Source organism: Apibacter muscae, assembly GCF_007845635.1.
Taxonomy (GTDB): Bacteria; Bacteroidota; Bacteroidia; order Flavobacteriales; family Weeksellaceae; genus Apibacter; species Apibacter muscae.
In genome coordinates this window covers 91,321-111,610 of sequence record NZ_SELG01000035.1, presented here as the reverse complement: position 1 = coordinate 111,610, position 20,290 = coordinate 91,321, and the positions used below count along the sequence as shown (strand labels likewise).

15 protein-coding genes are annotated in these 20,290 nt (G+C 33.7%); all 15 read left to right on the top strand.

Annotated elements, in window-relative coordinates:
* Complete coding sequence (locus ETU08_RS08125) at nt 1-3,447, top strand: T9SS type A sorting domain-containing protein (protein ID WP_146262529.1); 3,447 nt, start codon at nt 1-3, stop codon at nt 3,445-3,447.
* Between the two features lie 27 nt (nt 3,448-3,474).
* Nucleotides 3,475-4,842 (top strand): PKD domain-containing protein, encoded by a 1,368-nt coding sequence (locus ETU08_RS08120; protein ID WP_146262528.1) that lies wholly within the window; start codon nt 3,475-3,477, stop codon nt 4,840-4,842.
* A 48-nt stretch (nt 4,843-4,890) separates the two neighbouring features.
* On the top strand, nt 4,891-6,699 hold the full coding sequence (locus ETU08_RS08115) for a hypothetical protein (protein ID WP_146262527.1): 1,809 nt from the start codon (nt 4,891-4,893) through the stop codon (nt 6,697-6,699).
* Between the two features lie 11 nt (nt 6,700-6,710).
* Complete coding sequence (locus tag ETU08_RS08110; RefSeq protein ID WP_185145299.1) at nt 6,711-11,564, top strand: fibronectin type III domain-containing protein; 4,854 nt, start codon at nt 6,711-6,713, stop codon at nt 11,562-11,564.
* A gap of 11 nt (nt 11,565-11,575) precedes the next feature.
* Nucleotides 11,576-12,040: a hypothetical protein gene (locus ETU08_RS08105; RefSeq protein WP_146262525.1), complete on the top strand. Its 465-nt coding sequence runs from the start codon at nt 11,576-11,578 to the stop codon at nt 12,038-12,040.
* Between the two features lie 183 nt (nt 12,041-12,223).
* A complete protein-coding gene (locus ETU08_RS08100; RefSeq protein ID WP_146262524.1) occupies nt 12,224-12,781 on the top strand; it encodes a hypothetical protein in 558 nt (185 codons plus the stop codon).
* Complete coding sequence (locus tag ETU08_RS08095) at nt 12,768-13,949, top strand: hypothetical protein (protein WP_146262523.1); 1,182 nt, start codon at nt 12,768-12,770, stop codon at nt 13,947-13,949. Before ETU08_RS08100 ends, ETU08_RS08095 begins: the two co-directional genes overlap by 14 nt.
* A gap of 3 nt (nt 13,950-13,952) precedes the next feature.
* The gene (locus ETU08_RS08090) at nt 13,953-14,921 is read left to right on the top strand and encodes a PQQ-binding-like beta-propeller repeat protein (protein ID WP_146262522.1); all 969 of its coding nucleotides are present in this window, start codon (nt 13,953-13,955) and stop codon (nt 14,919-14,921) included.
* Nucleotides 14,922-15,041: 120 nt separating this feature from the next.
* Complete coding sequence (locus tag ETU08_RS08085) at nt 15,042-15,272, top strand: hypothetical protein (protein WP_185145298.1); 231 nt, start codon at nt 15,042-15,044, stop codon at nt 15,270-15,272.
* Nucleotides 15,273-15,275: 3 nt separating this feature from the next.
* Nucleotides 15,276-16,244 carry a hypothetical protein gene (locus ETU08_RS08080; RefSeq protein WP_146262520.1) on the top strand — a complete coding sequence of 323 codons (969 nt, stop codon included), beginning with the start codon at nt 15,276-15,278 and terminating at the stop codon, nt 16,242-16,244.
* Nucleotides 16,245-16,518: 274 nt separating this feature from the next.
* Entirely contained in the window at nt 16,519-17,490 is a 972-nt protein-coding gene (locus ETU08_RS08075; RefSeq protein WP_146262519.1) for a hypothetical protein, read from the top strand.
* Nucleotides 17,491-17,715: 225 nt separating this feature from the next.
* Entirely contained in the window at nt 17,716-18,393 is a 678-nt protein-coding gene (locus ETU08_RS08070) for a hypothetical protein (protein ID WP_146262518.1), read from the top strand.
* Between the two features lie 189 nt (nt 18,394-18,582).
* The gene (locus ETU08_RS08065) at nt 18,583-19,062 is read left to right on the top strand and encodes a hypothetical protein (RefSeq protein WP_146262517.1); all 480 of its coding nucleotides are present in this window, start codon (nt 18,583-18,585) and stop codon (nt 19,060-19,062) included.
* A 68-nt stretch (nt 19,063-19,130) separates the two neighbouring features.
* Nucleotides 19,131-19,955: a hypothetical protein gene (locus ETU08_RS08060; RefSeq protein ID WP_146262516.1), complete on the top strand. Its 825-nt coding sequence runs from the start codon at nt 19,131-19,133 to the stop codon at nt 19,953-19,955.
* A gap of 30 nt (nt 19,956-19,985) precedes the next feature.
* The gene (locus ETU08_RS08055) at nt 19,986-20,285 is read left to right on the top strand and encodes a hypothetical protein (protein ID WP_146262515.1); all 300 of its coding nucleotides are present in this window, start codon (nt 19,986-19,988) and stop codon (nt 20,283-20,285) included.
* Nucleotides 20,286-20,290: the final 5 nt, after the last annotated feature.

Sequence of the window (20,290 nt, the reverse complement as noted above, 5' to 3'; positions counted from 1 at the left end):
ATGAAAAAATTACTTTTATTCTTTTGTTTATTAATTTTTAAAATTATTTGGTCTCAACAAGATATTGGGCAATACATATTAACGACAACCATAGATGGAATAAACTATGTTCGTTATGGCGATGAAGGTGGTGAATTTTATATACGTGTATACCATCAAAATGGTGAAGAATATGAATTTTTATGGTTGCAAGTGGGAGATGGTTCCTCTCCTTTAGGTATTCCTAATCAATTACGATTTTCCAGCCAAAATAGAATTGTTACATTAACTGCTTTTGGGATAGATCGAAATCAATCAAAAAATGATGGTATTTGTGGACCCTATGCCCCAAAAAGAAGGAGGTCTTGTGGTATAAGATATTGGAGTGTTTATTACCCATCTGGAAGAGGTGCAACCGGCCAGCCAAGTTATAATAATAATCAAGTCGGAACTACTATTTCTTATGGTGATATGAAAACAGGAAGATCATTGTTAAGAAATAGTAATAATATTGTGTGGAATGAACAATATCCGGTATTAATGGACTTTGTAAAGAATATATATTCTCCTGCATATAGAAATGGTTATTGCACGGGGGTAATAGATATTCTACCTGATCTAGTTTTGAAGAGAGAGAATTCTTTATCTACTCTATTACCAATAATAGATAAGATTAAAATTTATGCTCCTAAAGGTTTTGATGCCGAAGAATACAATTGGGAATATAGTTTAGATGCAAAATCATGGATTTCATTACCTCAATATGCAGGACGTTCGTTGTTAGATATTTCTGCAACAGATATTTTAGGTAATCAGGTGGAAAACTATATAAATAAGAAAGTTTATTTTAGAACTACAGCTTATAAATATGGAAATTTACCCCCTTTAGTTCAATCTAACGTATTGGAGTATTCAATTAGACTTTCCTCTCCACATATTACTAAAACAAATGTAGCGAATACTTCTTGTTTTGACCAAACAGACGGAAGTGTAAAATTAACTTTTGATAGACAATTGCAAGAAAATGAAACTATAAATTTAACTCTCCAGAAAAAATCTTTAGCAGGAAATTTTTATGAATTTTATGCTTCTCATGAGAATCTCCGTGAATTAAATGAAGAAAATACTGCATTTGATAATCTCCCACCAGGAGATTACCGCGTACAATTAGTAGGTTTTTATAAAGGCTTTCCTACTTATACGGATGGTTCCAACCATTCTGTATTATTAACCATTCAGAAACCTGCACCGGTAACTTTTCAAACCAAAATTACTCCAGTGTATTGCAAAGGAGGACAAGACGGTGTTATAGAAATTATAGCGCAAGGAGGGCAGGGGAGCTATCTGTATCAAATAGAATATCCCGATGGAACCATTTCCGAATGGATTCCTTTTTTAACAGGAGTAAAAACGCAAATCTCCCATTTATTACCCGGAGAATATAAAATTCAAGTAAAAGATACCCATGAATGCTATGCCCGGGAATTAATAAAAAATACACAAGGAAATATTATAGGTTTAGGGCAAATAATCCTACAAACGGCAATTATAACCGAACCTGAAAAACCCGTAAATATAGCATATGTAGATTACAAAGAGCCTTCAGCTTTTGGTTTTACCAATGGTACTATAACAGCACAGATTACCGGAGGTACCCCCTATAATAATTCAAAATTATATAATTATACATGGACTTATCAAGATGGCACTGTTTGGACCCATGTAGAATCAGCCACTTATGAAGGAAATGAAGGTTGGTTTATAACCTTAAAAGGAGCACCGGCAGGAAAGTATACACTTACAGTAACCGATGCCAATTATGAAGGAGCAACAGATCAAGCTTCCTGTACAGTTTTTGAATCGGAATTTATTTTGTCACAGCCAGACCCTATAGTAGCAAAAATTACCTTAAATACTCCTATTTCCTGCAATGTAGGAAATGAGTATGGAGATGAAACCGATAACGATCCTAGGGATGGACAAAGAGATGAATCTCAAAACGGACGTTTGCAGGCAAAAGTAAGTGGTGGAGTTAAACCGTATACTTATACATGGAAAAAACAAACGGAGAATCAATGGCAAATAATTACCACCCAATCCGATCAAGAAGAAACTTCAGTGGCTTACTATCTTTCCGATGGTAATTATGCCTTTAATGTAAAAGATGCCAACGGAATTATTTTAGGAGAATATATAAATAATGAATTGGCAGAACAAAAAGACGAAATTTTTTACTTACATCAACCGGAACCATTAACCCTATCTTTTGAAAAAGAAGATATTACCTGTTATCCGGGGAATAACGGTTTTATAAAAGCCATTCCACTGGGAGGGGTAGCTCCTTATAGCTATGAATGGACAACAGGGTCTACAGAACCACAAATTAATCATTTAATTGCGGGAGTGTACAAAGTAATAATTACAGATGCCGCAGGTTGTAGGGTAGAAGGAAGTATTGTATTGCAACAACCTGGGGAGATAGTTATCGAAGAAAGTATAGAAAATCCCACTTGTTATGGAGGAAATAACGGTTCTATCCATGTACAAGTTACCGGGGGAGTAGCTCCCTACCAATATCTTTGGAATACAGGAGATACCCATGCATCCATAGATCATCTTTCTCAAGGAATTTATACCCTGACCGTTACAGATGCCAGAGGTTGCATAGCGATTAAACCAATAGAAATACAAAATCCAGAAGAATATAAAATTAATTTAGGTGGAAATAAAGTATTATGTAATGGGCAATCATTAGATTTAGACGCTACCCTAGAGGGAATACCAGCCACATACAGCTGGGAATCTTCTAACGGTTTTTCTTCACCATCTGCCCAGGTAACTCTTACAGACCCGGGAAACTATAGAGTTACGGCAATCACAGAGCAAGGATGTATAGTTACAGATGAAATAAATATTTATCGTTCTAATGTAGATATAGATGCTGAATTTTTGTTAGCGACCCAAGCCTACGTAGGAGAAGAAGTAATACTTGTAAATGTAAGTCGTCCACAAGGAGAGACTACTCAATGGTGGGTGCCTAACACCGTAAAAATAAATAATCAGGAAGATCAACAAATCTCTTTAAACTTTCCAAAAGAGGGAAATTATATCATTGGATTGACTTCTACTCAGGGAGAATGTTCTCAATATTTTGAAAAAAATATAATTGTAGAACAAAGCAAATCTTTACCCAATCCGGGAACTACCCAAAATCCATTGATCAAAGAATTTACACTAACCCCCAATCCCAATCAAGGTGAATTTAAAATTTTAGTAAAACTATCTGAAGAAAGCCCTGTAGTACTACGTGTTTTTAATACTAACGGACAATTGTTTGATGAAAGAAAAATACAAGGTAAATCAGAATATGAAGAAATGTATCATCTCCTTAACTTAGGGTCTTCGGTATACATTATTGTGCTGGAAACCTCCAAAGGCACTTTGGTAAAAAGAATGATAACTTATTAAAAACGGCTAATTAAGTACAACTAGACTATGAAATTAAAGAAATATTTATTTTGCCTACTAGGTATTATGATAACCCTTCAATCCTGCTATAAAGATAGCATAATTGAAGCAAAAGCAGCTTTTGAGTTAGAATATGTACAAGAAAATTATTCCATACCTGTACAAATTCATCTACTAGACAAATCCGAAGGAGCCGAAAATTGGGAGTGGAGTTTTGAAGGAGCAATTCCTAGTTCTTCCCATAAGAAAAATCCAGGAACCATCACCTATGAAACTCCGGGAGAATATACCATAAGTCTTACCGTAACCAACAAAGATGGAGGGAAAGATACTTATACTGAAACCATACGGATCTATGATGCCATAAAAATTGATTTTTCTGCGCAGATTATAAATAATCAAGCCAATTATCCTCCGGTTCAGGTAGAATTACAAAATAACACAGAAGGGATAGGATTTACTTATTTATGGGAGTTTGAAGGGGGGATGCCTTCTATTTCTACCGAAAAAATACCTCCGGTGGTTATTTTTTCCACTCCCGGAGAACATAAAATAACCCTAACCGTAGATAATGGAAATAAGAAAGAAAGATCATCAAAAATAATAACCGTAGCCGATAATATAAGTTCCTTATTTCATTGGGAAGTAAGTTTATTTGATAATGACTACCAAGCCCCGGTGCGCCTTCAACTGAAAAACCAATCTAAGAATGCAACTGCTTATTTATGGACTTTTGAGGGAGCTACCCCTTCCGTTTCTACAGAAAAAGAACCGGCCGTAGTATATCAAAATCCGGGAACATATACTATAAAATTAGAAACAGATAACGGAAGTAGCCAATCCGTGTCTGAGCAAACAATAACCATTTATAAAGATACGAACCTAAGATTATTTAAGAATATAAAATTAGGGACTCATTCCGCACATACACAAAATACCCAAGGAGCCTTTTTTTCTACAGTAATGCAACGGAGCTATACGGCACAAGAAGTAAATGAAACTAATAGTAATCAGATTGATTTGGTTTTCTTTGGGTTGAGTCCTGCCTTTACGTATAACAAATTTGTATCTCCCAATAAAGTTTCCTCCGAAGGATTTCCAACCCTACCCAATGCGCAACCTACCATTTTTGTTAACTCCCAAGAATTATGCAATTGCGGTACCCTTCTTTCCCCGGAGCAATTTGAAGGTATGAGTGACGATCATTTACTTCAATCTCTTACTCCACAAGAAAATCCTGCAGGACTTCAACGATTTGGAAATACAACCCCTCGGGTCATTCTTTTTCAAACCCAAGATGGAAGAAAAGGAGCCATAAAAATCAATCAAATGGTGAATCAAGGAGAGGAATCTTTTATTATCTGCGATATAAAAGTTCAGAAAACAGCAAAATAATTAAAATTATTGAAGAGAAAAGGAGGATAAAGAATAGAACTGCCATCTATGAAAATAACTACTACTAAGAACAAACAACGAATAAGGAGAATCTCTACTTATTTTTTACGCATACAATATGTCCTATCGGGAATAGGTCTTTTTTTGGGAGGATGTTTGCAAGCCCAGGATTTAGACTTTGAAGCAATGTCTCAAGCGACAGATTTAAAAATAAATGGAGCTGTAACAGCCAATAGTGTGTTTTATAATTCCAATCAACGAAGTTCAAGAGAACCCTTTACCTACTATCTGCAAGGGAATATTAATTTAAGTTGGCTGACATTTTCCATGCCTATTTCTTACAGTCTTACCAATCAGGGAAATGAATTAAACTATCAAGTACCCTATAAGTTTAACAGACTAAGCATTCACCCTAAGTGGAAATGGATCACTGCCCATATTGGAGATGCTTCCATGAGTTTTTCTCCCTACACTTTAGACGGGCATCAATTTACCGGAGCAGGATTGGAGCTTACCCCTGAAGGTCCCCTAAATATAAGTGTTATGGGAGGGCAACTATTAAAAGCCGTAAAACCTGATGAGTTTCAACCTCAAACCCTACCCACTTTTAGAAGAATGGGATACGGAGTAAAAACTTCCTGGGAAAAGGAAATTTATAAAATCCAATTTTCCGGTTTTTATGGAAGAGATGAAAAGAATTCTCTGCCTTATATCCCGGATGATAGAGGGGTAACCCCTAAGGAAAATCTAGCCCTTAGTTTAGGCGGAGAATTAGCTATAACCAAGGATATAAAGCTAAGTGCAGAATATGGTTCTTCTGCTATAACCCGAGACACGCGGGATGCTTCTTCCTCATACCGAAGAGGTTTGTCCGGATTATTCATAGGAAATCCTAAGAATAGTACCCAATATTACAGTGCTTATAAAGCCGGATTGGAATTTAGGGTGGAAAAGATGCAATGGGGCGTAGGGTACGAAAGGGTAGACCCGGGCTATGAAACCCTAGGGGCCTATTATTTTACCAATGATTTTGAAAATATTACCGTACACGGTTCCCGCCCATTTTTAAACGATCGGTTAAATATAGCTTTTAATCTAGGCTACCAAAGAGACAACTTAGAAAACACCAAAGAGCAAAATACCAGAAGAATCGTAGGAGCCGTAAATGCATCGCTTCAACTTTCAGAAAAACTAAACTTCACCGGTTCTTATTCCAATTTTACCACTTATACCAACCAGCGATTAAACCAGTTTGATCAGATCAATCATTATTACGATCCTGAACAAGAATATTTACAGACGTTTCGCTATGAGCAATTGTCGCAAAATGCCAATATAAATGCCAATTGGAATATTTCGGCTAAGGATAAACTTTCTCAAAATTTTAACTTTAATTATTCCTTAGCCGCTAGTGCGAATAAAACAGATGGTGTTATACGCAGAGGGCAGGCTAGCAACTTTCATAATTTTAGTACCGCCTATAACCTAACCTTTCCACAAAAAAACTTAAGTATAAGCACCTTGCTTAATTATACTTATGTAGATATTACCGATAACGATTCCCGATCTTGGGGGCCTTCTGTAACTCTAAATAAAAAACTGTTGAACCAAACATTGAATACCAATATAGGAGTTTCTTACAACACCTCGGAAAGTAAACAAGCCAATAGCCAAATAATAAATCTGAGAGGCGGAGCTACTTATACTTTATTTAAAAAACATAATTTTAATTTAACCGGTATTTACCTCATTAAAAGTGGAGGAACTACTGCTGATTTAAATGAACTAACAGTAACCTTTGGCTATGGTTATTCTTTTGACCTAGGCTCTCCGAAGGGGAAACCCAACAACAATTAAACCTAATGAAAATGGATCTTCCTACTATGAATACTCTATATAAAGAAAATAAAAAGAAACAAAGCCAGAGAAAAAATATACTTTTCTTTCTCTTTTTTCTTTACGGTTTTATACAAGCACAAGTATACCCGGTACAAGTAAACCATTACTACGTCCCTCCCTATAGCCCCCAGCTTAGTGATTATGCACTAAGTACGGAAAATAAATTTACCCTGCGGTTGCTTATGCAGGACATTCATGTTGTAAACCGTAAAGTAAAATTAAAACTTTATATAGAAGGAAGTGGTTTTAAAGCCGTTTCTCAAGATTATGTAGTAGGAGCTCCGGATATTTATTTGACCGGTGGGGTAATGCAAGAATTCTCAAGTATAGACCTACGTGCCTATTTTGAATTTCAAAACTTACAAGGCATAAATTCTGCCCAATACAGCCGACCGCTCAACGAAGGAATGTATTTATTTTCTTGGGAAGTTTACGATTTTCTGACAAACGAAAAACTATCTCAAAAAAGTACGGTTCCTCTCTACATCGTGCAAAATGAGCCTCCTTTGCTGAATTTACCGGTAAATGGCGAAAATATACAGGAAAGAACTCCACAAAACCTAATTTTTCAGTGGATGCCCCGCCATATCAATGCCCCGAACACCCGTTACCTTTTTCAACTTAGAGAACTATGGGACAATCAGATAGACCCACGGGCCGCTTTCCTTTCTTCACCGGATTATTATACACAAGAAACCTATGGCACTACTTTATTGTACACCATGGCTAATCCATCACTTATCCCGGGCAAAACCTATGCTTGGAGGGTACAAGCGGTTTCTTCCAACGGATTATCCGAGAATCATGTTTTTAAAAATAACGGATATAGCGAAATTTATTACTTTACATACAGTACCGGTTGCGAGACTCCTACCTTTTTGTTAAGCGAAGCCCTCAGTAGCCAAAGGGTAAAACTATATTGGCAGGGACGTCCGCAACACCATAAATACCATGTTCAATACCGTAAAAAAGGAAACCCTAGAGCCGAATGGTTTGATGTTTATACGCAAAATAATCAGGTACAAGTCAGTGAATTAGAACCCGGAGCAACGTATGAATTTAGAGTGGGCGGAACCTGTGAACCGCTGACCGGATTAACCCAACACTATACTTATTCCGGTTTGCAACAATTTACCCTTCCGGAAAAAAAGGGAAGTAAAGATTCCTCTTATAACTGTGGCATACAGCCCGAAATAAAAATTACCAATAAAAATCCGTTGCTGAATCTTGCCGTAAATGAAAGTTTTTCTGCCGGAGACTTTACGGTTAAGGTAAAACAAGTTAGCGGACAAAATGGGGTTTATAACGGAACCGGATATATTACGGTTCCATACTTTGCAGACACACGGATCGCTGTTGAGTTCAGAGGAATACAAATCAATACGGATTACCAACTGTTTAGCGGGGTTATCAATACCACTTACGATCCTAGCTGGGGAGGCATGTCGGATGTAGGTACCCTAACAGGAGAAGGCCGAGATGGGAAAAATGATATAGAAGTAAACTTCCCGGTAAAAGAAATCATTGTACAAGGCGATAAGATACTCATTATCGGAGAAAACGGAGAAACCGTAGAATATCCTTTAGGCAAAGACTATCAATTGGTGGATAGTAACGGAAAGGTATATACCATAGATGAAAAGGGGAATGTTACGGAAGGAGGGATCTTATCCGAAGCAGGAGCTTCCAATCCTAAAACTACCGAAGGGGTAGATGCTAAAGGAAGCATTACGCAGTTAACCGCCCAGGGCATCAGAGTAAGCTTTACCCAAGCATCGGATTCTCGTTATGCTTTTGATGCTGTAGAGAAAAACGATCCGGAAGAAGTACGTAAAAACTATAAAAAAATAGATCCTAATTACTACCTGCCCTACAAAGCAGTGAAAAATGGAAATACGGATTATTTGTTGGCCAATGTAGTACTAGAAGATACTTCAGTAAATGCGGATAGTCTTATTTTCCGAACCCAAGACGGAGTAGCCATAAAATCTGAGAAAATAAGTTCTGGGCAATACAAGCTAACGCTGGAAGGACGATTCAACAATGCCGAGGAAGAAGTACAGGCCATTATTAAACAGAAAGGAAAATACCAAACTGCCGGAGCTTTTATTTTGGTACATATCACCGATCAAGAGCCGGCACGGGTGGTATTGGTAAAACTAGATAAAAAAGCCCAGTTGCCTGCTTCGCAAGAATTAGAAAAGTATCTGAATCAGGTTTATCATCCGGCAGGTGGGATCTTTACCGTAGGAGAAAGTCTGGATTTATCCGAAGTTTTATCTCTGGAAGGCAATACAATAACGACAGATAAAAGTGGAGCCCTAGCCCAATATACCGAACAACAACAGCAAATAAACCAAAAGGTAAGAGAATTGCCGGAGTTTGATCCGTCTACCTACTATCTGTTAATTACCGAGAAATCAGCCAGTAGCGGAGAAATCGGGTTTATGCCCTTGGGCAGGCAGTTTGGATATGTTTTTAAGAATAGTAATCTTAGAACCTACGCTCATGAGCTGGGGCATGGGGTATACAGCCTGAAACATCCGCAAGAAGTTCCCCAAGGGAAAACAGATCTGTTAATGGATTACGGACAGGGAACTAAGCTAAGCCGTCAGGATTGGACAGCCATTCAAAATCCGCAACTCCATATCGGTTGGTTTGACGATAAAAACGAGGGGGCGGCTTATGTATCTCACTGGATTTCAATACCTTATTTAGAAAAGGGAATAAGATACATTTACTATTTTTCGTATTATGATTTTAAGTCAGAAAAATATTCACAGTTACTAATTGAAGTTTGGGATGAAGATGGAAAGCGTATAGAAGAATTTAAACACAATTCGTCAGCTAAAACGCAATATGAAAAAAAATATGGAAAAAATGGAAAATGGATATTTACTGAAGGTCCGTCCGATCAGTTGCCATCAAAAGCTACTAAGGCAATAAATTTTATAATAGAAAGAAATAAAGAATACAGAAAAAAATCTCAGCAAAATAAGGAAGAATTAGTAAAAAAAGTTGAAGAAGTCTCATTAAAAGAAAAACTCAGTACCGAGGATATAACTAAGTTAATAAAAGTAGTTAACGCAACCGATCTAAATGAGCTGAAACAGTTAAACTATACGACTATTATTGCAGCTTTTAATAATATACAAAGCCAAAAAACATTAAAAGAAAATTCGGAAAATGCCTTATTAAAGTTAATAAAAGCCATTACGTTAGAGAAGAGTCAACTAAAATTTTTATCCTATTTAGAAGAAAATAATAATAAAGTTTTATTACACTTACTTGATGAGTTAAATGATCGATCTATAAATCCTTGGGATAATAATAATTTTACTCATTTTATAAACTTATTAATAAAAATATATAATAGTAATCCGAATTTTTACAAAGACCGTTTTGGTGAAATTGGAAGCTCAAAATTACAAGGACAGATTATAAATTTAAACCCTAAACCTTTTTCTGATATAGAAACAGTTAAAGTAGAAGGAAAAATCCCTTACTTAATTAAATTTAATTCCTTCCGATTTAGAGGAGAGTTAACTAATAATAAGATTAAAATTTATCAACAACAATTAATATCTCCCAATGTTGTTGGGCATATAAATATTGCTTCTTATAACACAGTAGAAGATATAACCGAATTGAATTTATTAGACCCAGTATTAATAACAGGAGATAAAGAATTGCCATTAGTAGCTGCTGCTTTGGATGGTAATTTTTCAGCAGGTAAGGAGAATTATCTAGTGCCGGCTGTCTTTTTAGCATATCAAAAAGAAAAAGAATTCCAGGATTTATTATCTAAATATGTAATGACTACCCTAGATGTAGCTACTATAGCTACCAGTGGAGGAACAGCTTTAGCAACTAAAGTACATTGGGTAAAAAGAAGTTGGGCTTTATTAGAGGTAGCCGGAGCTATAGGAAATATAGGAGTAAATACCACTGCAATAGATCCTAATTCCAATGCAGGAAGAGCAGTACAAATATACAATAGTGCCATGGTACTTATTGCAGTTAAAAATACTACACAAGGAGTAGTCTCTTTTACAAAAAGTATCTCACCGGACATTAGGAAATTATTAGAGAGCAATTTAAGCCTTAGAAAGTCTATGGATGGGTATTTTGAAAAGTGGCTTTTAGAATACGAAAAAGCAATAAAAGAAGGGAAATTTGTAACCAATGAAAAGAAATTACTTGAAGAACAAGCCCAAGCTTGGAAGATTTTAGGGTATATAGGGAAACTTGAAAATACTATATATAAAAATGTAAAATATGAAGACTTTATTTTAACAGTAAGCGACTTTGCTAAAGGACAAAATGCTAATTTAGCCAAACAATCATATAAACTGTGGGGTGAAGAAAAATGGGAGGAATTATATAAGTTATTTAAAGAAAATAATTTAAATGATGGGTGGCCTCCATTTAATGGAACTAAATCCATTTTGAAAATAGAAAAGGGAAATCAACTTTCTGAGAAGGTATTTGATAGATTCCAAGGACCTGGCAAAATTACAGGAACATTTGCTAGTCCTGTTTATGGAAAAGAAGGTATTTCTGATTTATATTTCACTTATGATTCACGAGCATTAAAGTGGAATATTAGCGAAGGAACTAATTATATTAAATTTAAATTTAAATCTAATGTTCCAGAAAGTATAAGTTTTGAATATGGAGATGTTATTCCATGGTTTGGCAAGCAGGGATTGGGAGAACAGGTGAAGTCTTCACAGGAGTTATCTAAATTATTTGAAAATGGTATAATAGAGATAGTAGAAAGGATGGAATATCGTAATGGGAAATGGATTAATATTAAATAAAAAAATGAAAAATGAAAATTATTGATGAATATAAAAAGTTTTCAATCAGTGGTATTGAATATAATGTACAACAAATTATAGATATAACAAATTATATAAGACAAGAATTTCCTTTTAAGTTTGTCATAAAAATAATTGATGATGAAGAAATAAGTGTTGATTTAATTGGGAATTCTGAAAAAACAATAGTAAAAGGTCTATATTGGGAGTATTTTTCTAATTCTGATCTAATTGAAATACAAAATAAATTTAATATACAATTAAGAAAAATTCATAATATAGAAAATAGAGATAGTAATATGATTGCATACTATGATGATTTTGAAAATTTAGAAATAGCAATGAAAACCGTTAAAAATAGAACCTATCTTATTATTTTCAATATAAAATTACCTGATATGTATAGGGGGGCAGGCAAATTTGAAGGACAGTTATATATTCATAATATTTGTAAAGTTGAACTTACAGAAGACTAAAAAAATAACTTAACCCATGGTGCATTAATATATAAATAAAAGAAGTTATTCATTATCAATTAGATAATTATATTTAAAGAATTACCAATCAATTAAATATATGAACAACTTCACTCGGAATTACGAAAAAATCTTTCTGAATGTCCGCTTAATATAATAATTAAATAAAATTACCCCAACATTATGTCCTTAGCCTTAGAAACCTCCCATACTTTTCAATCTAAGTTCCATAACATCAAATTAGTAGCTACAGAATTTGATGAACCCTTGAATGGTTTAACCCTGTGGAGATTCAGATTATATAGGAATAATACTATTTTCCATCACAAATATTTAGACTATGAAAATAAATTTTGTGGATTGCCTTCCAATCTCGAAAATTTTGAGCTGGAATCTGCAAAAGGAAACTATTTATACATTCCCTATGGATTACTACTACTAAACACAGAAACATTAGAACTAGAAAAGTATAACATAGAAACCGGAGCCAATAATCACTTCCTTATGAATACTTTTATCTCCAACCACTTAGTAGTCCTACATGAAAGAGCGATTTATATAGTAGATATAGAAAAAAAAGAACTATTTCAGAAAATTTATCCCTACCAACAACGAAAGTTCCATAAAATAATAAGTGACCAGCAAGAAATAAAATTTTTATATAAGGACAAAACCACAGATCAAACAGGAATCTTACGCTATACAATCCAAACAAAAACCTTGAATAATGAGCAAGCTTAAAATTACAACCCTAATATTAGGGTTATTGCTAACCACCCTTACCCTAGCACAATCCTGCAACTTTAATAAATTAGTAGACGATTTATCTGAAAGTTCGGTTGAATTTAATAAGATAATAGACAAAGAAGAAGGATTTAGTGCCTGGTTAATACTAGCAGAAGAAGCCCCCTCATTAAGAACACAAATAGAAGAACTAAATTTAGTATCTAAACATTTAGCAGAGATAAAAAAAGCCGGAGGGTATAAAATATGGAAAGCAAAACTAGCCCAAAGCACCACTACAGATAAATTACCGGAATTCATAGAAAAAATAGTAGGAAATCTAAAAGCCGATGAATCCACACAAGCATTATTAAGAAAAGACTTAAATACCCAACCGGAATTATTAACACTCTTTGAAAAAGCAGATAATGTTAAAAAAATAGAGCTGGCAGAAGCATGGAAAGTAGTGAATAGCTATCCAGGCTTACGAGTAAGCGAGGCCATATTGGAAGATACCCGTAAGCTACTAACCCATACGAAATTAGCAGAATCCGGATTAAATAAAGAATTATTGGAACAATTGGTAAAAGGAAACCGCGGAGCCGGAGCAACCGAATTACAAAGCTTGATACAAGGGTATGACAATCTAATCACCAACGGAGTAAAATTTGAAAATATAGACCGATTAATCTCAGATTTAAATAAAGGAGGTAACTTTGCCGAAGGAGCGCAATGGGTACAACGCTATATGGTAAAAAATACCCAAGAGTTTGCCGGAAAAACAGTAGCATTTGAACAAACCTTATCGGTATCAGGAAATTTAAGAAGAAGGATAGATTTAATTACTCAGATAGATGGAGAATTAAAAAGTACCTATTACGAATTTAAATCCGTACAAAAAGTACCACCGGCAAACTTTGCCGAGCAATTTATTAAAGATTTAAATTTAGATGGTGTAAGTGAATTAAATCAACTCCGCTGGATTTTCGACGGCAAAAAAGTAAGCAGTTTAGAAAAAAAAGCCTTTGTAGAGGAACTCCTAAAACGGCAGGATTTTTTAGAAAATAAAAAAATACAAGGTCTATTTAAAAGTTATTACAGATTAGATGAAATTACTCAAAATCAATTAAAAAAATTATTAGAAAATAACCATGAATGGTTCAACGAAATATTTAAAATAAATTAACCTATGATAACCAAAGTAGAAACCCTAGACAACATAGAAGTATATTTAGAACAAGGCAGCTTAGGCGTTTATTTCCAAAGAGAAAAACAACTATATTATTTAAATGGAATCGTTCCCGAACTAATTCATGATCAAATTTACCAATTTAGAGTATTGGATCAATGGGTGTACTATCAAGAAGATGAAATATCTGATAAATATAGGGTAGATGTACAACGGGGGATCACCCAAAAACTAGAAGGAAATTTTTATATGAGTATCTATAAAGGCAAAGATTTTGACTATATATATGGAGAGGAAGAAGGAGAAGAATATTTATATACGGTGAATCCGGAGACCTTTGAGATAGAAAATAAATTAAAGTTTGAAATACGATCATTATCTAGAGGAGAGTTAGCACCCTATCAACGCATATATGAAACCCGAAACAAACTATTTTTGTACGATTTGATAAAAAAAGAAACCCTATGGGAGTTTCCTTTAGAAATCAAAACCGGAGGAGATGTATTTTTATACGGGGATATTCTTATAGTACCCTTAGAAAATTTTAACCTATTAGGTTTGGATGCCCATAGCGGAAAAATGCTCTGGCAATTAGAAAAATGCTTTCCATACCATAATCTAGATCAGGAAAAAGGACTATTATATGGATTTGGAGGACAACACTTACAAGTGATCGATATAAGACAAGGCAAAAAAATAAAAGAACACCTTTTTCAAGAATCCAAAGAACTAGGCATAACCACCTCTTCCCATATGAATGCCCTGTGCGGAGAATATCTGTGGTTTACCAGTTGGAGATATGGACAAAAATTTGGAAAAATCAACCTAAATACCTACCAGATAGAATTTGTGTATGAAATGAAAAAGGGAGAGGCAGTACAAGCAGCATTAGATCGCCCTAAAGTATACCAAGGCTATATCTATATCAGAGATTCCGAAGGCTACTTACATATATACAAAGAAGAATAAATAAAAAAAGCTACCTACAGGTAGCTTTTTTAAGAAACCAACAGAAAATTTAAATCCGTACAAAAAGTACTACCGGTAAACTTTGCCGAGCAATTTATTAAAGATTTAAATTTGAAAGAAGTGAGTGAATTGAATCAACTCCGTTGGATCTTTGACGGCAAAAAAGTAAGTAGTTTAGAAAAAAAAGCCTTTGTAGAGGAACTTCTAAAACGGCAGGATTTTTTAGAAAATAAAAAAATACAAGGTCTATTTAAAAACTATTATGATTTAGAGGAAATAACCCCTAGTAAACTAAAAAAACTATTAGAAAATAATGATAATTGGTTCAACGAAATATTTAAAATCAATTAACCCATGATAACCAAAGTAGAAACCCTAGACAAAATAGAAGTATACTTAAAGCAAGGCAGCTTAGGCGTTTATTTCCAAAGGCAGGAACAATTGTATTATTTAAACGGAATCGTTCCCGAACTAATCCAAGATCAAATTTACCAATTTAGAGTACAGGATCAATGGGTGTACTATCAAAAGAAAGTCATGTCAGACCTCTACCGGGTAGATGTGCAACGGGGGATCACCCAAAAACAAGAAGGAGAGTTTTATCCGAGTATCTATAAAGGCAAAGACTTTGACTATATATATGGAGAGGAAGAAGGAGAGGAATATTTATATACGGTGAATCCGGAGACCTTCCAAATAGAAAATAAATTGATAGTTGAAATAGAAGCAGCATCTAAAGGAGAGTTAAAACCCTATCAACGCATATATAAAACTCGAAACAAACTATTTTTGTACGATTTGATAAAAAAAGAAACCCTATGGGAGTTTCCCTTAGAAATCAAAACCGCAGGAGATGTATTTTTATACCAAGATATCCTACTAGTACCCTTAGAAAATTTTAACCTATTAGGTTTGGATGCCCATAGCGGAAAAATGCTCTGGCAATTAGAAAAATGCTTTCCATACCATAATCTAGATCAGGAAAAAGGACTATTGTATGGATTTGGAGGACAACACTTACAAGTGATCGATATAAGACAAGGCAAAAAAATAAAAGAACACCTTTTTCAAGAATCCAAAGAACTAGGCATAACCACCTCTTCCCATATGAATGCCCTGTGCGGAGAATATCTGTGGTTTACCAGTTGGAGATATGGACAAAAATTTGGAAAAATCAACCTAAATACCTACCAGATAGAATTTGTGTATGAAATGAAAAAGGGGGAGGTAGTACAAGCAGCATTAGATCGCCCTAAAGTGTACCAAGGCTATATCTATATCAGAGATTCCGAAGGCTACTTACATATATATAAAGAAGAATAAATAAAAAAGCTACCTACAGGTAGCTTTTTTAAGAAACCAACAGAAAATTTAAATCCGTACAAAAAACTACCACCGACAAACTTTGCCGAGCAGTTTAGAAAAAAAAGCCTTTTTAGATGAACTCCTAAAACGGCAGGATTTTTTAGAAAATAAAAAAATATTAGGGATCTTTAGTAATTACTATAAAACTAAAAACATTACTCCAAATAAATTAAAAAAGCTATTAGAAAATAATGAAAATTGGTTCAACGAAATATTTAAAATTAATTAACCTATGATAACCAAAGTAGAAACCCTAGACAACATAGAAGTATATTTAAAACAAGGCAGCTTAGGTATTTATTTCCAAAGGCAGGAACAATTGTATTATTTAAACGGAATCGTTCCCGAACTAATTCAAGATAAAATCTTTGGATTTCATGTACAAGATCAATGGGTGTATTATGCAGAAAAAGAAGAAACATCTAATATTTACCGGGTAGATGTACAACGGGGGATCACCCAAAAACTAGAAGGAGAATATTATTATAATGGAATTCATAAAGGCAAAGACTTTGACTATATATTTGGAGAGGAAGAAGGAGAGGAATATTTATATACGTTTAATAAAGAGACCTTTCAGATAGAAAATAAATTTACAGATCAAATAGTAGGATTACCTAAGGGAGAATTAGTTCCCTATCAGTTGATTATAAAAACTCGAACTAAGCCATTTCTATACGATATTATAAAAAATAAGAGTATATGGGAGTTTCCCTTAGAAATCAAAACCGCAGGAGATGTATTTTTATATGGGGATATACTAATAGTACCCTTAGAAAATTTCAACCTATTAGGAATAGACGCCCATAGCGGAAAAATGCTCTGGCAATTAGAAAAATGCTTTCCATACCATAATCTAGATCAGGAAAAAGGACTATTGTATGGATTTGGAGGACAACACTTACAAGTGATCGATATAAGACAAGGCAAAAAAATAAAAGAACACCTTTTTCAAGAATCCAAAGAACTAGGCATAACCACCTCTTCCCATATGAATGCCCTGTGCGGAGAATATCTGTGGTTTACCAGTTGGAGATATGGACAAAAATTTGGAAAAATCAACCTGAATACCTACCAGATAGAATTTGTGTATGACATGAAAGAAGATGGAATACAAGGAACATTAGATGATCCTAAAGTATACCAAGGCTATATCTATATCAGAGATTCCGAAGGCTACTTACATATATATAAAGAAGAATAAATAAAAAAAGCTACTTACAGGTAGCTTTTTTAAGAAACAAACAGAAAATTTAAATCCGTACAAAAAACTACCACCGACAAACTTTGCCGAGCAGTTTATCAAAGAATTAAATTTGAAAGAAGTAAGCGAATTGAATCAACTCCGTTGGATTTTCAATGCAAGTTAATATAACAACAATATATAAATAAGAATAGGAAAGAGAATGAGAAAGAAAAAAACACAAAAGTGACATCAAAATATAAGTATTATAAAATAAAACATCAACGTATCTTTGATACCCCTCAGGAAGTATTGGGGCATGCCAACGGAGAATATGTACCCCGGGGAAGAGAGTATTTTAACCGAATAGGAGACGGAGAAATCGTAGAAGATGCCCCTATTTTTGATTATTTTCACTTACAAAGTTTTGGAGAAGAAAAAGACTGGGAATGGAGGTTGCAAGATATACATGGATTCATAGGAGTAGGTAGTATTATGACCGGTTGGTATATCTCCAATGACTTTAAACTACTATTAGAAAATTTTAAGATAGCCCCTAAGTACCATTTTTACGAAACCCGTCTTAAGTATAGAGAAGAAAAACTAAAATACTGGATTTTTCAATTTCCAATAGATCACTATCAAAACATAAATTTTAAAAAAAGTCAGTTTGAATCTTATCCAGATCAAAACATATATAGTTTCAATACTTCAGAAGAATTTATATTTTTTGCAGAAAAACATTATCTGGAAACTAGAAAAGACTTAAAAACAAAAAAAGTTTGTTTTAAATCAACCTTTGATATAGCTGAAACTACTGAAAACGAAACAATTGTTTCCGAGAAATTAAAAAAAGCCATAGAAACAATGGAATTAAAAGGTTTTTTATTTACAGAAATAGACTATGAAATAACGGTAGAATAGCTTGGAAAGAAAATCCTAATTATCCAGGAGGAGAATCTTTTGGGCATAAGCAATTTTGGGAAGAAATGGATATACATTATGATAAAATAGAAGCAATTAAAGCAACAACATTTTATAAAACTATGAGTAAAAAAGGTTTTACATAAATTGAATCAGTTTTTGATAATTTAGAAGAAGTCAAAGTAATACTTGGTAAAAAAGGTAATTAATGTTAGAGAAATATATATATATATAGTTAGAAAAAGAGAAAAAAGACCATTAATTTGTCCTCTTGCAGAATATGAATATTCAGAGATATATGAAAAATTAGATATATCTAAAAAATTAAAGCAAGAAATAAAAGATAAAATTTTTTTTAAAAAAAATTTTATTATAGAGATACCTATACTTAAAATACTAGTTCATGCTCTTGAGGTAAAAATTGAAGAATTATTAAAACATCCTGATTTTGATCCTTTTAAAGAAGAACTAAGATCTAGGTTTCCTGCTCAATATAGTAGTTATCCTTTTGAATACAAAGGAGTAATTTATTACCTTTATTACATAGGAAGAAATTTTTATATAGATAATTTAATCTCTGAATATTCAAAAAGATCATTAATAATGAAAGAGCTAATACAGTTAAATGAACCTTTAGAATATACCTTTAAGTATAGTTATATTAAATAGGTTTGATCATTTATAGTAAAATATAAAAATGGAGTAGTAACTTCTTGATAAAGAAATGATTTTGATCAATGGAACCAAACAATAAAAAACAGATTATAGCCCCCTTAGAGGTAAGATTGTACCTGCGCTCTGCAGAGGTATTAAAAAAAAGATTGCCTAATTTTAATAAGGATTATCAAACCGATTTTGAATGTCTGGAAACTACTCCCCATTCTAAGAATATTGTATACACAATATTTTCAATAAAAAAACAACCCCGATTAGAGCATTGCTTACTAAAAGTAAGCCAATACCAATGGCAGAATTTTTTTAGTTTAGGGATAATTCTAGCCATTATAGAAAATAAATTAAGAAAGGAGGGGGTAAAAGAATGGCAGGATTTTTACAACCTTAGTCCTAAAGCCCCAAGAAATAAAAACTTATGGGAAGAGCAAGAATTAGTAGTGGGATGGTTCGATATACATTTATTACAAAAAAAAATGGAAGACTACAATGCTACCTATGGAACAGATTTTCAGATTAAAGATTGTGCAAATGACGAGAGAGGGTTATACACCCTTACTGCCAGTCATTTTCTACCGGAGGATCTATTTTATCTAGCGTATAATACAGAAATAGCCCTTAACAAGGTAGAAAAATTGAATGCTTTTTTTGTATCCTATGTAGATAATAGAATAAAAGAAAACATGCCTTCTCTCTCTCCTTTATTGGTAGTAAGCCAAGAATTAGATAGAGATAATGAATATATGAGGCTATTAAAAGAAGAAGTATTGGATGTACCTAATTTTTCCACACTTAGAGAAATACCTAAAAAATATATTAATGGAAATTATAATGAAGTAGGAGGTTTCATGTCAAGAGCTTCAGATGCTAAACATTTAAAATCATATTAAGATATATATAATGGTTTACGGTTAGATTATGTGAAAACTCCTTTTTATATAGATAAAGGTAGTTGTGGCGTTATTAGATTTAAATCTTTAAAAGTTCCCAAAGAGATTATCATTCCTACAGGAGGAACTTATGATATGTTTGATTATCCATTTACAGCAACAGGATTTACAGCTGGAAAAAGAGGAGTTTTAGGAGTTCCTGAATGGCATTTGCCTAATAGAGTAAGATTTTCAGAGGGAGATGAAATATGGGAAGTACATAATGATGGCATGGAAATATTAAAAGCTATATATAATAAAGATTTAGAAAAATTTATAAATGTAAAATAATAAAT